Here is a 14,238-nt window from a genome sequence, read left to right as displayed (position 1 = left end):
TCACGGGTTGAAAGAATCGGCGCGACCTGGAATCGCGCCCGGGATCATGGGGTGAACCTATGAACGGCTTCTTGCCGGGTCAAGGACGCTCACACCGAGATGAAGGGATGCCAGCGCCGCGTCCAGCGCGGGGGCTGAAATCTCCATATATTCAAGGGCCTCGGTCCAGAGCAGAACGGCCCGGATCGGCTTTTGGGGATAAAGCCGCGCCAGCACCGCCCGGTACAGCGCAAGTTGCCGGACATAGGCGACGGGCGCCTCAGCCGCGCTCGCAGGCGCCGCCTGATTGGTCTTGAAATCGACGATCAAAACCTCCTCCGGGCGAACGACCAGGCGGTCAATCTGCCCCGACACCAAGGCCGGCGGGCGGCCCGGCCGCTCCAGCCGGCCGGCGATGGCGACTTCCGCCCGGCTGCCGGCGGCAAAGACCGGCGCAAAGCGCGGTTCAGTGATCAAAGCGAGCACCTTGTCGGCCAGTGCTGTGCGATCGGCGTCGGTCCAGTCCGCGGCATTGCGCGCCATGAAGCCGAGTGCCCCCTCGCGACGCCGCTCAACGGCGATGTCGGGGAGGGATTGCAGCAGCCGATGCACCAGCGTGCCGCGTTGCAATGCGAGGGCGCGAGACTGCACCGATTCGCCGGACCGCACCCTGCGGCCTTCCTCGGCCGGCTGACCCGACGGGCGCACCATGTCATCGTCGGTGGTCTCGCGTGGCGCCGCCTCCCGCAGCCAATCGGGGAGGGCGACGGTCTGGTCCACGGACATGGCCGGCGTGCCGAGCGCCGCCACATCCTCCGGCCGGGCGAATCGGGTCACCTTGCCGAGCGGCGTCTCGATCACCTGCTTGTCCAGACCGGAGCCGGCGAGCCCGGTGTCGACCAAATCGTACCAGCTGAGCTTGCGGACCGTCTTCATGTTGCCGGGCATGCAGCCGCCGACAATCAGGCGGTCTGCCGCGCGCGTCATCGCGACATAGAGCAGGCGGCGATATTCGTCCTCGGTCTCGTCGATCATCGCCTTGCGTGCGTCCGCGACCGGCTTGGGATCATCCGCCTTGCGCCCGGCCCAGACCACGACCTCGCCGCCATTGCCGCGCGGCACGTGGATCAACCGGACCCGCTGCGAGTCCGCCGGCGATGACGTGGTGTCGACCATGAACACGACGGAGGCTTCGAGACCCTTGGCGCCGTGCACGGTCATCACCCGCACCTCGTCGCGCGAAATCTCCATGTCGCGCTTCACCTCGGTGTCGGCCGAGCGCAGCCAGGCCATGAATCCCTGCAGCGAGGCCGGCGCCTTGCGCTCGTAGTTCAGCGCCAGCTCCAGGAATTCGTCGAGCGCGTCGTTGGCTTCGTGACCGAGCCGGCGCAGGATGCGCGCGCGGCCGCCGTCGCCGCCGAGCAGCCAGGCATAGAAGGCGAACGGCGTCTCCTCGCGCGCCCACATCTCGCAGGCTTCCAGGCGACGCAGCACGGTCGCGAATTTCTCGTTGCCGACTGCGCGCTCGCCGAGCGCGCGGCGCAGCGACCCCTTGCGGTCATGGGCCAGCTGGAACAGGTCCTCGTCGTCGAGCCCGAACAACGGGCTCTTCAGCGCTACCGCCAGCGCGAGATCGTCCTGCGGCAGCAGCAGCGCGTCCGCGAGGTTCATCAAATCGATGATCGCGATATGCTCGGTGAGCTTGAGCCGGTCGGCGCCGGCGACGGGCACGCCCGCGTGCTTCAGCGCCTGGATCACCGCGTCGAACGCATTGCCGCGCCGACGAACCAGGATCAGCATGTCACCGTAACGCAGAGGCCGGCGCTCGCCTTCGTGTCCAGTCAGCGTGCCGCTCCCGACCAGCCGCTTGATCTCGGCTTGGATGCGGCGCGCCAACTTGACCTCGGGGCTCGTGGCGGCAACGCCGTCGAACGGCGCGCGCCAGCCCTCGATCTCCTGCCGGTCGTCGGCCTCGGCAAGATCCCACAGCTCGATCACGCTGGGGCCGGCGTCAGCGAGTGCATTATGCAGGGGGTGACCGATCTCGACCGAATGGATGCTCTTGTAGATCTGGGGATCGCGGAAGACGTGGTCGACCGAGTGCAGGATGGTGGCGCCCGAGCGGAACGAATAGGTGAAAGCAACGGGATCGAATTTCAGTCCGGCGGCGGTGAATTTGCGGTGCAGCTCGCGCCGGCGCGCGTCGAATTCGTGCGGCGAGGCGCCCTGGAACGAGAAGATCGACTGTTTCTCGTCGCCGACCGCGAAGATGGTGCGGTTCAGTCCCTCGCGCGCGCCTTCGCCGGCGGTGAACTCGGAGATGATGTGGGCGACGATGTCCCATTGCCGCGGGCTGGTGTCCTGGGCCTCGTCGATCAGGACGTGGTCGACACCGCGATCGAGCTTGTAATGCACCCAGCCCGAGGAGATGCGGTCGAGCATTGCCAGCGTCTTGTCGATGAGATCGTCGTAGTCGAGCAGGCCGCGCTCCTGCTTTTCGCGGCGATAGTTCGCGGCGGCCGCGGTCGCGATGTGCAACAGCGCCGCGGTGCGGTCGCGCATGGTCACGGCGCGGCGCTTCTCGACCAATTCGTTCACGCGCTGCGCCTCCGCCTCGAACAGGCGGGCGACGGAGGGATTGTGATCACAAAATTTCTTGGTCAGCAGCGTCTTGCGCGGCAGCTTTTCGTCTGTGAGGAAGACCCCGAGATAGGCGTCAACCTGCGCGCTGCCGGAAAATATCTTGGCTTCGCGGAGCCGGCCAGCCTGGTCATTGTCGGACTTGCTGCCGTCCTCCAGCGCAAAGGCGATGTCGTCCCAGCGCGAGCGCGGCAAATAGGGCCCATCGAGAATCTCCGTCTCGACGTCCTCGATCCGGTCCCCGGCGTCGACGCCCAGCGCCGCCGCCATCTGCGCGGCAGCAGCTTCCGCGTTGCCAGCCCCGTCGGTCCAGGCCATGAAACGATCGCGGCTGAGACAGGCCTCGCGCACGACCTCCTTGAAGGTGACGTCGGCGGCGCTCGCCATCGCGGTCAGCAAGGCGCGGCCGGTGACGCTCTCGGGATCGCGCGCGGCCTCCAGCAGCACCTTCAGATTGGCGCGCTCCATCATGTCGTTCTGGTCGCGATCGTCGATGACGGAGAAGCGCGCAGGCACGTTGGCCTCGAACGGGAATTGCTGCAGCAGGCGCGTGCACAGCGCGTGGATGGTCTGCACCTTCAAGCCGCCCGGCGTCTCCAGCGCGCAGGCGAACAGTTTTCGCGCGTCACGGCGCAGCTTCGCATTGGGATGCGGGATGCCGACCGCGCGGATCGCCGCATCGAGCGCGGGGTCGTCCAGCGTCACCCAATGCCCGAGCGTGGTGAACACGCGCTCGGCCATGTTGGCGGCGGCGGCCTTGGTGAAGGTGATGCAGAGGATCTTTTCCGGCGGCACGCCCGACAGCAAGAGGCGGATCACGCGCTGCACCAGCACATGGGTCTTGCCCGAGCCGGCGTTGGCCGACACGAAGGCCGAGGCGGTCGGATCCGACGCGCGCGCCTGCCGCGCACGCACCTCGTCGGGGATGGGACGCGGTGCCTTCACCATTCCTCGATCCCCAATCCGCCGGCGGCCGACCATTCCTTGATCCGGGCGAGGTCGTCATAGGCGCCGTAGCGGTTCGTCCACATCGGCAGGTTCAGCGAGGTGTAGGGCTGGTTCTCGTCCTCGAAGGCGCGGATCAGCGCCTCCAGCTTGGCGCGCGCTTCCGCGGCCGCCGTGTCAGGCGGCTGCGGTGCGTCGCTCTGCCGATATCTGAGCTCGAGAATGCGCTCCTCGCCCGGCGGGTTGTTGCCGCTCACGCGCACATAGACGAGCTGGCTCACTGACGAGCCCGCGTCGATATCAGCGAAGCCTCCTTCGCGCAGGATCGCGGCCTCCAGCGTCAGCTGCGGCGACAGGCCCATGCGCACCTGCTTGCCGGTCGGTGGCTGCCCGGTCTTGTAGTCGAGGATGGCGTAGCTGCCGCCCTGGCGCCGCTCGATGCGGTCGGCGCGCGCGGAGAGATAGAACGTGCGCGCATTGTCGAGTGGGATCGAGATCTCGCCGCGGGTTTCTGCAGTCACCGCCTCGATCGCCTCGCGGCGCGCCGTCTCCCATTCACCGAACCAGCGCGCGATGCGCTGGAAGCGCGGCCACCACAGTGCTCGCGCCTCGGGACGTTCCATCAAGGGTGCGAAGTGCTTTTCGCCGATCTCGCGCAGCACACGGGCGGGATCGTCGGGCAGACGCGAAGCATAGGACTTGGTGAACTCACCAAGCGCTTCGTGGATCGCCGAGCCACGGTCGGCGGCCGACAACGGCATGTCGACGGGATCGAGCGCATCCAGCCGCAAGATGTGTTTTGCGTAGATCGTGTAGGGATCGCGCAGCCAGTCCTCGATCGCGGTGACCGACATTCTCAGCGGCCGCGTCGCGCGCGGCGGCCGCGGCTCGGGCTGCTTGATCGGCTCGACCTTGTCGGGCTGATCCAGCCTGTTTGCAAATCGCACATACGCCTCACCGGCGCGAATGGCGGCCTTCCAGAGCTCGTCGCCTGCGACCGCCTCGAGCCGGTGCAGGAAGCGCGAGGCCACCGCAGGCGCGCCGCCGGCCTTGGCGGAATGGGTGAGGATCACCTCGCCGCCGCCGAGCAGTTGCGCGAAGTCATGGGCGGAGAGGCCGATGCGGCGCTCCGGCAGATCGAGGCCGAGCTCGTGCCGCATCGGCCGGCTCAGCCAGGGATCGATGCGCGGCGCCGGCGGCCAGACGCCCTCGATCAGGCCGCCGACGATGATGCGGTCGGCCTGCATCAAGCGCGATTCCAGGGGGCCGTAGATCTGCAGCCTCGCGCCGGGCTTGTCGCGCCGTCGCACCGCGCGATCGCCGAAGGCGGTCTGGAAGACGTCGGGATAGTCGGGCAGCTGCACCATCAATCCGCTGGTCGTGCCGCCGCGTAGGAGATCGTCGAAGGCGCTGGCGAGCGCGAGGCCCTCGCGGTCCTCGAAAGCGAGTGGGATGCCCTGCTCGTCGCGCGACAGCTCGATCATGATCTCGCGATGCCGGTGTGCCAGTTCGGCAAAGTCATATGGTTTCGATGAGGCCAGGCTCTCGATCGGCGCCAGCACCTTTTGCAAAACACCGATCAGCGTCTGGATGCCATCGAGATCCTCGGCCTTGAGACGCGCGCGGGGCTCGGATTTATGAAGTGCGGAAACCTCACGGCGCCCCAGTTTTGCAAGCTCCTCGCGAAAGCGGTTGAATTCGCGCAGCAGGCCGGCGGTGCCGGCAGGCGGACGCGTGCCACGCAAGACCGCGAGTTCGAGGTCTTCGATCGCCGCCTTCCATGCGCCGCCCGCGCGTCCGAGCCGGCACAGCGGATGCTTCAGCAGCGCCAGCAGCGTCGGTGGCTCCAACCCCTTCGTCGCCGCCTCTGCCGCAAGGCGCGCGAAGATTCCGGCCGAGGTTTCCATCAGCACATCGCCGCCGGAATCGTCGAAACTGAGCCCCCACCGGGTCAGCGCCGCCATCACCCGTCGCGCCAGCGCGCGGTTGGGCGTCACCAGCGCGGCGGATTTGTCGAGATGTCGCGCCTCGCGCATCGCGATGGCAATGGCGAGCGCTTCCATTTCAGGATTGGGAGCCTCGACGACCGCAAGATTGTTCATGCCGCCTGAGATCTTCGCCGCGACATCAGGCTGCTTCAGCCGGTCGTGCCAGACTTCCGTCTTGGCCGAGGGGCGCATCGATTCCGATGCGAGCAGGTCGCGGCAGCCCTCAGTCGGCGGCTGCAGGATCTCGACGTCACTGCGCTTGATGCCGAAGCGCTGCAACAGCGCGTGCATGGCATATTGCGGATGGTTCGAGGCCGGGTGCTCCACGAACTTGCCGAGCGCATCGCGCACGCCACCGATGGTCCGCCAGGCGTCGTCGTCGAGATCGGTGTCGAGGCCCGGCAGCACCACGGCGCCATGGGCTAGCTGCGCGACCGCGTGCAGGAATTTCGCGGTGGCCGGCATCGAGCCGGTCGATCCCGCCGCGATCACCGGCCCGCTCGGATGCGCGGTCAGCCGTTTGGCTTCCGCCGCGATCAGGAGATCGCGCCGCGCCGCGGGCTCGATCCGGTTGATCTCGGCGAGATGAGCGGGCCAGGCGATGCGCGCGATGCGCAAGAATTCGAGCGAGTGCTGCCAATAGCGATCGAGGTTGTCAGGCACGAGGCCGTCGAGCGCGTTCCAGTCGACGCCGCGCGTGACCATGTCGTCGATCAGGCGCGCGAGGTCGCCGGCGAGCGCGAGCGTCGAGGCGGGTCCGCCGACCACCAACGGCGCCAGCACCGGGCCCTTGGCCCAGGCCGCGACGAGCTGCGCCAGCGTCAGCCGCCGTTCGAGCTCGCCGAGCCGCGGCGGAATCTCGAGCGGCGTCGTGCCGGAGAACTGCTCGCCCTCGTCAGCGAAAGCCAGCTCGTCCTCGTCGATGTCGCCGAGCGCGACGATGCGCGGCAGCACCACCGCATCCGCCTTCATCTCGTCGAGGAAGATCTCGCGCACGACGCGCATGGCGCGCCGGGTCGGTAAATACAGCGTGGCGTCCGCCAGCCGCGCCGGTTCCTTGCGCGCCTCGAATCCCTCGACCAGCCGCCCCTCGAGCAGGGCCGTGACGACCGTGCGCAGGAACGGAACTGAGAGGGGAACGCTGAAGACGCGCATGAGCTGCCTGATTCGGTGGATCAGGCGCCAATATAGGGAGGCGGGGTCAAATGGTCATGAGTGGAGGGGAGATAGTCCCCGTTGTTCGTGCGAGCCACCGCTCGTGCCCCGGACGCGCTTACGCCACGCTCTCCAGGAACGCTTCTTCCGCGGCATGGACCGCGTCGGGCGTGCCGACATGCATCCAGACGCCGTCGAGGCGGAGACCGAACAGCCGCTCCTGCTCGTTGGCGCGGTCGAACATCTTGGTCAGCGAAAACTCGCCCTGCGGCGCGCCTGCGAAGATCGCGGGCGACAGGATCGCCGCGCCGGCATAGACGAACGGGACGACCTCTTTTTCCTTGCGCTTGCGCAGGGCGCCGTCGGGCAGCATGCCGTAATCGCCGCGGCCGCTATAGCCGATGCTGGTTGCGGTCGGCGCCATCAGCAGCAGGATGTCCATGCGCGCGGGGTCGAAATTTTCAGCGAGCCGCGTCAGATTGGAGCGCACGCCGTCGATCCAGAGCGTGTCGGAATTGACATGGTAGAACGGTGCATCACCGAGCAGCGGCAGCGCCTTGACCACGCCGCCTCCGGTGCCCAGCACCTGGTCGCGTTCGTCGGAGATGGTGACGCGCGGATGCTGGCGCGAGGCCGTGTGATCGATGATCTGATCCGGCAGGTAATGCACGTTGACCACGGCCTCGCTCACGCCGGCCTGGCCGAGCTTATCGAGCACGTGGTCGAGCAGCGGCTGGCCGGCGACCGGCACCATCGGCTTCGGCATCTTGTCCGTCAGCGGACGCATGCGCAGGCCGAACCCTGCGGCGAGCACCATGGCTTTGGTCGGCTTGACGGACATCCTTCGCTTTCTCAGATCCCTTGATTTCGCTTTCGCGGCAATCCTAGCATGAGCCACGACTGGCCGCACCGCATCTCAACCGCCTTAGCCACCCGCCGTGACGGTTGTACGACGGGTGTTGCCGTCATGCCCCGACGGCTGTGGAACGCGCCTTTTTCTTCTTGTCGCCCACTTTGAGGAAATTGACGCCGATCTGGTCGCCATTGACCCAGGCAAGCTCGCAGCGCCGGTAGGCCAGTCCGGTGGACGACAGCAGCAGAAAGAACTCTTTCAGATGCAGGCCTTCGACCGAGCCGTCGATGGTCAGCTTGGCGCCGCTATCGGAGACATCCTCCATGGTGCATTCGCGCCGCCAGGTCCCGTCGATACCCATCATCTGGGCCGGAATCCCACGCTCGAAAACGACCCTGCTATTTCCGCGCTGATCCGCTTTCGCCGCCATCTGCCCCGCTCCAGCCCCGTAATCATCCGGCTCCCTCGCCGCCAGAATAGCGACATCTTGGCTAACGGCCGGTAAATCGGACCATTAATCAGGCCTGAGGAGGCGGAACGTTGGCCAGATACCAGTCGCGCAAGGCACTCAGCGCGGGATGGGCCAGCGAGCGCTGCAGATAGGTCCAGATCCGCGGCTGGTGACGCAAATAATGCGGCTTGCCGTCGCGGCGGTTGAGGCGGGCGAAGGTGCCGAGCAGCCGCGTGTTCCGCTGCGCCGACATGATCGCGTAGAGCTCGGCGAAGCCGGCCGCCTCGAAGCCGGCATCGGCCGCGCGCCGCGCCTTGATGTAGCGCGACAGCAGCGTCAGCTCGATGTTTTCGGGCACGTCGATGCGGGCGTCCTGCAGCAGCGACACCACGTCGTAGGAGTGCGGACCGAGCACGGTGTCCTGGAAATCGATCACGCCGACGCGTTGGATGCCGTCGCGGTCAGCGAGCCAGATCAAGTTCGGCGAGTGGTAGTCGCGGATGATCCACGTCCGCGGTGCCGCCAGCGGCTTCTTCAAGAGCTCCCGCCACATCGCGAAGAATTCTGCGCGCGCTGCCTTGCTCAACGGCGCGTTGCGGTCGGGCAGATACCATTCCGGCATCAAGCCGATTTCGATCAGCATCGCCTCGATGTCGAAGACGGGAATGGCATAGGTCTGCCCGTCCAGCGGCAACGTCTCCGGCAGCGTCTTGCCGTGCAGCGCGGCCAATAGATCGGTCGCGGCCTCGTAGCGCTCGGCGATCGGGCGCGGCGGATCGCCTTCGATGACGCCTGCGCTGCCGAAATCCTCGGAGATCAGGAAACCGTGGTCGAGATCGAAATAGTGGATCTTCGGCGCGGAGATTCCTGCCTCGCACAGGCCTTCGTCGAGGGCAACGAACGGCTTGATGTTTTCCGCGAGATGCACCGCCGCGCTGTAGGACTTGCCGTTGTAGAGCGCCGCGCCGTCCGGCCGCTGCGGCGAGTTCATGAGGATCACGACCTCGTCGTCGCGGATCAGGCGCGCGTAGGATCGTGTCGAAGCATCGCCGGCCATCCGCTTGCGCGTCGCGTCGATGTATCCGGAGGTATCGAGGAATTCGCGCAGCGCCTTCAATCGCGCCACAGTCGCAGCACCCTTGCCATACCCGGTGATGTCGGCTGCGCGTGCATTCGACCCCAGCGCCGGGCGATGCGTCAGCGCGATGTCGATGCGGTCCTGCGGCATTGCCGACGGCGCGCGCTCCGGCCATTCGATCAGGACGAGCGTGGCATCGGGCAGTGGCGACAGCCCGATCTCCTCGAGCTCGCTCTCGTCCTCGACGCGGTAGAGATCGGCATGCAGCACCGGGAAGGGCGGCAGCTCGTAGCCCTGCACCAGCGTGAAGGTCGGGCTGGGCACCTCCAGCTCCTCGTCGCCGGCGAGATAGCGGATCAGGCTGCGCGCTGCTGCGGTCTTGCCGGCGCCGAGATCGCCGGTCAGGGTGATGACGTCGCCAGGACCGACCAGCAGCGCGAGGTCGGCCATCAATTGCGCAGTGGCCGTCTCGTTGTGAAGCGCGACGGAGAGTTTGGTGGGCTCTGTCATTCGGCGGCGTCGCGATGCGCCGCCTGGTCGGTCGGGAAATCGCAGATCACGACCGTGCCGCGGCCGACGATCGAATCCACCCGCACCTTGCCGCCATGCAGCTCGACGAAGGAGCGCACCAGCGACAGGCCGAGCCCGGCGCCGCGGTGACGCGAGCCCTGCGAGCGGCTTTCGAACCAGTTGAACACCTTGTCCTTCATGTCGGCAGGTATTCCAGGCCCGGAATCTGTCACGGTGAAGACCACGCTGCGCTCGGTGCGCCGTGCGCTGATGCCGACGGTGGAATCCTGTGGAGAAAACCCGACGGCGTTGGCGAGGAGGTTATAGAGCACCTGCACCACGCGCTTCTCGTCGCCGACGAAGCTGCCGACATCGGGCGCGATCTCGACCTTGAGGCGGATGCGGTCGGTGGCGAGGCGGTCCTGGATGCCCTCGGCGGCGAGCTCGATGGTCTTGCTGACGTCGACCGGCCCGAGTTCCAGCTTCATCGCGCCGGCATCGATGGTGGCGAGATCGAGGATGTTGTTGGTCAGCGCCAGCAGCGCGTTGGTCGATTTGGTGACGTAGTCGAGATATTCGGCCTGTTTCGGCGTCAGCGGCCCGGTCGAGGGATCGCTGAGGAAATGCGCGAAGCCGATGATGGTGGTGAGCGGCGAGCGCAGCTCGTAGGAGACGTGGTGGACGAAATCCACCTTCATCTGGTCGGCGGTCTCCAGCGCCTCGTTGCGCTCGCGCAGCGCGCGCTCGACGTTCTCGGTGTCGGTGATGTCCTGGAACGTCAGCATGGTCGCGCCGTCGTGCAGCGGGCGGATCATGCCGTCGAGCACGCTGCCGTCCTTGCGTTCGAGCTTCAGCGGCACGTCGGCGCGGCTCTCGATCGAGGTGACGGCCTCGCGGATCTGGCGCCAGACCGCTGGGTCGTCGAACAGCTGATGGCACCAGCCCTCCACCGTCTGGATGTGCGGCTCGTCGCGCATGGCATCGCTCGACAGCTTCCACATCCGGACGAAAGCGGGGTTGAACAGCTGCGCCTTGCCGTTGCTGCCGAACACCGCGACGCCCTCGGCGAGGCTGTCCAGCGTCTCGCGCTGGACCCGGATCATGCCGTCGAAGCGGCGGGCGAGCTCGAGGCTTTCGGTGACATCGTCGAACAGATAGGTGACGCCGCCTTCCGGGTTCGGCGTGGTGACGACGGAGAGCGCGCGGCCGTCGGGCAGATACCACGTGTCCTTCGCGGCCTCGACCGCGCGGTAGGCCTCGTGCAGTTTCGCTTTCCAGGCGCGGAAATCGGGCTGCTCCGGCAGCTTGCGCGCGGCGCGGAGCTGGTCGAGCACGCTGGAATCGTCGGGATGGGCGTCGAGGAAGCTGCGGTCGAGGTCCCACAGCCGGCGGTAGGAATCGTTGTAGAAGGCGAGGCGGCGCTGGCCGTCGAACACGGCAACGCCGGAGGAGAGCTGGTCGAGGGTGCGGCGATGCGCCTCGGCCATGCGCACCAGCGCCGAGCTGAGGCCATCGGCCTCGCTGGCATCGATGGCGACGCCGACGCTGCCGCTGCCGACATTGACCGCGCGCACGTCGTAGATGCGGCGCTCGCCGCCGATCACGATCGGCAGCCGCGCGTTGAAACTGGCCGCGTCCTTCAGGCCCCGCTCCAGCGCGGTGCGGTCGGCACTGTCCAGCAGCTCGAGCTTGCGTTCCTGCGCGTCGGTGACGCTGTTCGCTTCGGTCGCGCGGACATAGGCCGGGTTGGCGTAGGTCAGCGCACCGTTCTCGCTCTTGGCCCAGATCGGCCAGGGTGCGGCGGCGGCAAAGCCGCGCAGCATCTCAGTCTCGTCGGAGAGCGCGTTGTAGCGCAGATGGGTCTCGGCCAGCTCGCGGCGCAGGCCCGAGAGTTCGCGAATCCGGACGATGGCCTGGCCGCCGATGGCGCGGCCGATCGCTTCCAGCGTATGGCCATGCGCGGTGCCCAGCGTCAGCTGGAACCCGTCGCCGCGGTCACGCAGGGCGTCGACCGCATGGTCCATCTGCAGCGCGGGTTCCGGCGGCAACCAGGTTCCGAAGGCGAGCACGCGCTGCGGGGAGGAGTCGCGCGGCAGCACCATGGAGACGTCGCCGGAGATCTGCGCGCGATTGTCGCCGGCGGGCCAGGAGATCAGGATCTGCGGCTCGGCGAACAGCAGCGCGCCGAAGCGGTCGGCCTGCAGCTGGAGTTCCCCGATCCGGGCGCGCAGCCGCGCCTCGCTCTTCGCCGTCCGCACGCGCGTGCGCATCAACAGGATCGCGGCCATCACCGAGAAGCCGAGCAGGGCCAGCGCGGTGGCGAGCACCGCGAGTTCCTGCCGGTTGAAATCCAGCATGATGGAGAGGGTGTCGATGAGGTCGGCGGCCTCGGCCGGCGCAGCCGGCAGCAGCGCTGCAAGAGCGCCTCCCAACAAGCCGTTGCGCGCAAGTGATGTGCACGACAGCAGCGTCCGACGCATCGACACGATCACGCCTGACATAGTTGCCCCAAGACCGCACGAATCTACGCGCGGCGACCCCCGTCGCGCGCGAATCAAAAGACAATACCCTCACCGTGACTCCGCCGGTAAGAGTCCAGATCGTGAACGCAAAGGCGGCCCCAAAAAAATGCGGGGCGCGGTGTTCCAGCTCACGTAGTTCTTCGGGATGATTCGGCTGGATCTGCCGTGCGTTAGCGCCCGGTCGAGCCGAAGCCGCCGGTGCCGCGATCGGTCGTCGACAACGTCGCCACTGGAACCAGCGCCGCCTGCACCACGGGCGCGATCACCATCTGGGCGATGCGTTCGCCGCGCTTGATCACGAACGGGGCCGTGCCGTGATTGATCAGGATCACCTTGATCTCGCCGCGGTAGTCGGCGTCGATCGTGCCCGGCGAGTTCAGCACGGTGACGCCGTGCTTGGCAGCGAGTCCCGAGCGCGGCCGCACCTGGGCCTCAAAGCCGGGCGGCAAGGCGATCGCAAGCCCGGTCGGCACCAGCACATATTGGCCGGGCGCGAGCGTCAGCGGCTCGCTGTCCGCAACCGCGGCCATCAAATCGAGCCCGGCGGCCTCACTGGTCTGATAGGCCGGCAATGGCAGGCCGTCGGCATGCGCCAGTTGCTGCAGTTCGACAGTGACTTTCGTGCTCAAGGCGCCGACTCCAGGGATTTGTCGGTCGCGCTCTTTGCGATGTGCGCGACCAGTTCGATGGCGACCTGTTCCTTGGTCATCACCGGCCAGGAATCAACTGCCATCTCGCCGTTCTTCTCACCATTCTTGCGGCTGATCAGATGCACGGTGTTGCGGTCGCCGCCCATCACGCCGGTGGCTGGGGAGACGTCGTTGGCGACGATCCAGTCGCAGCCCTTGCGCTCCAGCTTGGACTTGGCGTTGTCGATGAGGTGCTCGGTCTCGGCGGCAAAGCCGATCACCAGCGGCGGGCGCTTGTCGGTCAGTTTTGAAATCGTGGCGAGGATGTCGGGATTCTCGACCAGCTGCAGCGGCGGCATGCCGGCGGACGTCTTCTTCAGCTTCTGCTCGCCTTCATTGGCGACGCGCCAATCGGCGACGGCGGCAGCGAAGATCGCGATGTCGGCGGGCAGCGCGGCCTGCACCTGCTCCAGCATCTGCCGGGCCGATTCGACATGCTTCACCGTCACGCCCGGGGGATCGCTGAGATCGACCGGACCGCTCACCAGGATCACCTCGGCACCGGCGGCCTGCGCGGCCGCGGCAATGGCAAAGCCCTGCTTCCCGGAGGAGCGGTTGGCGATGTAGCGCACCGGATCGATTGGCTCGTGGGTCGGACCTGCAGTGATCAGCACGCGCTTGCCGGCGAGCGGCTTTGGCATCGGGGGCCGCAGCAGGCGCTCGGCGGCATTGGCGATCTCGATCGCCTCCGACATGCGGCCGACGCCCGCCTCGCCCGCCTCCGCCATCTCGCCGGAATTCGGTCCACACAGCACCACGCCGTCGCGCTGAAGCTGCGTGACGTTGCGGCGTGTCGCCGCATTGCTCCACATCAGCGGATTCATCGCCGGTGCCAGCAGCACCTTGCGGTTGGTTGCGAGCAGGATGGCGCTGGCGAGATCGTCGGCATGGCCGTTCGCCATCTTCGCCATCAGATCGGCGGTGGCCGGCGCCACCACGATGAGGTCGCAGTCGCGCGCGAGGCGGATATGCCCGGCGTCGAACTCGCTCTGGGGGTCGAACAGGTCGGTGTAGACGCGCTCATGCGACAGCGCGCTCACCGCCAGCGGCGTGACGAATTGCTGGGCCGCCTTGGTCAGCACGCAGCGGACCTCGATGCGGCGCTCCTTCAGCCTGCGGATCAGGTCGAGCGATTTGTAGGCCGCGATGCCGCCGCCGATGATCAGGGTGACGCCGGCCTCTGCGACCGCGCCGGTGCGCTGCGGCGTCGGGGCGGTGGATGCGGCGGGCGGCGCCGAAAACGGCGTCAGCGGCTCCTCGCGGCCCTCGATCAGCTGCCGCAGGATGACCCGGACCTCTTCCTCGACCGACCTGTGGTTTTTGGCCGAGCGCAGCCGCAAATAGGTTTTAACGTGTTCGTCGAGCTTGCGGATGGTGAGGCTTGCCACGGCGCCCTCCAGCACGGAATGATAGCGATGCTATCACTCG

General features: G+C 67.2%; 8 protein-coding genes. All 8 read right to left on the bottom strand.

Going from position 1 to position 14,238, the window contains the following annotated elements:
• Window positions 1-57 precede the first annotated feature (57 nt).
• Window positions 58-3,567, bottom strand: a complete 3,510-nt coding sequence (gene addA / locus RPS27_RS13855) for a double-strand break repair helicase AddA (RefSeq protein WP_313754070.1) — start codon at window positions 3,565-3,567, stop codon at window positions 58-60.
• Window positions 3,561-6,707 (bottom strand): double-strand break repair protein AddB, encoded by a 3,147-nt coding sequence (gene addB, locus RPS27_RS13850; protein WP_212064877.1) that lies wholly within the window; start codon window positions 6,705-6,707, stop codon window positions 3,561-3,563. The genes addA and addB overlap by 7 nt, the downstream gene beginning before the upstream one ends.
• A 118-nt stretch (window positions 6,708-6,825) precedes the next feature.
• Window positions 6,826-7,548, bottom strand: a complete 723-nt coding sequence (locus RPS27_RS13845; RefSeq protein ID WP_194405169.1) for a nucleotidyltransferase family protein — start codon at window positions 7,546-7,548, stop codon at window positions 6,826-6,828.
• 124 nt (window positions 7,549-7,672) lie between these two features.
• Window positions 7,673-7,990 carry a PilZ domain-containing protein gene (locus tag RPS27_RS13840; protein ID WP_211415287.1) on the bottom strand — a complete coding sequence of 106 codons (318 nt, stop codon included), beginning with the start codon at window positions 7,988-7,990 and terminating at the stop codon, window positions 7,673-7,675.
• Window positions 7,991-8,078: 88 nt separating this feature from the next.
• Window positions 8,079-9,599, bottom strand: coding sequence for a tRNA (adenosine(37)-N6)-threonylcarbamoyltransferase complex ATPase subunit type 1 TsaE (gene tsaE / locus RPS27_RS13835; protein WP_313754069.1), 1,521 nt, complete (start codon window positions 9,597-9,599; stop codon window positions 8,079-8,081).
• Window positions 9,596-12,100, bottom strand: a complete 2,505-nt coding sequence (locus tag RPS27_RS13830) for a sensor histidine kinase (RefSeq protein ID WP_212064879.1) — start codon at window positions 12,098-12,100, stop codon at window positions 9,596-9,598. The genes tsaE and RPS27_RS13830 overlap by 4 nt, the downstream gene beginning before the upstream one ends.
• 191 nt (window positions 12,101-12,291) lie before the next feature.
• On the bottom strand, window positions 12,292-12,750 hold the full coding sequence (dut, locus tag RPS27_RS13825; RefSeq protein WP_212064880.1) for a dUTP diphosphatase: 459 nt from the start codon (window positions 12,748-12,750) through the stop codon (window positions 12,292-12,294).
• The gene (gene coaBC, locus RPS27_RS13820; RefSeq protein ID WP_212064881.1) at window positions 12,747-14,198 is read right to left on the bottom strand and encodes a bifunctional phosphopantothenoylcysteine decarboxylase/phosphopantothenate--cysteine ligase CoaBC; all 1,452 of its coding nucleotides are present in this window, start codon (window positions 14,196-14,198) and stop codon (window positions 12,747-12,749) included. Before coaBC ends, dut begins: the two co-directional genes overlap by 4 nt.
• Between the last annotated feature and the right edge of the window lie 40 nt (window positions 14,199-14,238).

This window comes from Bradyrhizobium sp. WYCCWR 12699, assembly GCF_032144035.1.
GTDB lineage: Bacteria > Pseudomonadota > Alphaproteobacteria > Rhizobiales > Xanthobacteraceae > Bradyrhizobium.
The sequence above is the reverse complement of the archived record's forward strand: the minus strand, read 5'-3'. Positions and strand labels throughout refer to the sequence as shown.

Excerpts from the sequence above, each read along its gene's own strand:
- addA (WP_313754070.1), bottom strand. The coding sequence starts at position 3,567 with ATGGTGAAGGCACCGCGTCCCATCCCCGACGAGGTGCGTGCGCGGCAG.
- addB (WP_212064877.1), bottom strand. The coding sequence starts at position 6,707 with ATGCGCGTCTTCAGCGTTCCCCTCTCAGTTCCGTTCCTGCGCACGGTC.
- RPS27_RS13845 (WP_194405169.1), bottom strand. The coding sequence starts at position 7,548 with ATGTCCGTCAAGCCGACCAAAGCCATGGTGCTCGCCGCAGGGTTCGGC.
- RPS27_RS13840 (WP_211415287.1), bottom strand. The coding sequence starts at position 7,990 with ATGGCGGCGAAAGCGGATCAGCGCGGAAATAGCAGGGTCGTTTTCGAG.
- tsaE (WP_313754069.1), bottom strand. The coding sequence starts at position 9,599 with ATGACAGAGCCCACCAAACTCTCCGTCGCGCTTCACAACGAGACGGCC.
- RPS27_RS13830 (WP_212064879.1), bottom strand. The coding sequence starts at position 12,100 with ATGTCAGGCGTGATCGTGTCGATGCGTCGGACGCTGCTGTCGTGCACA.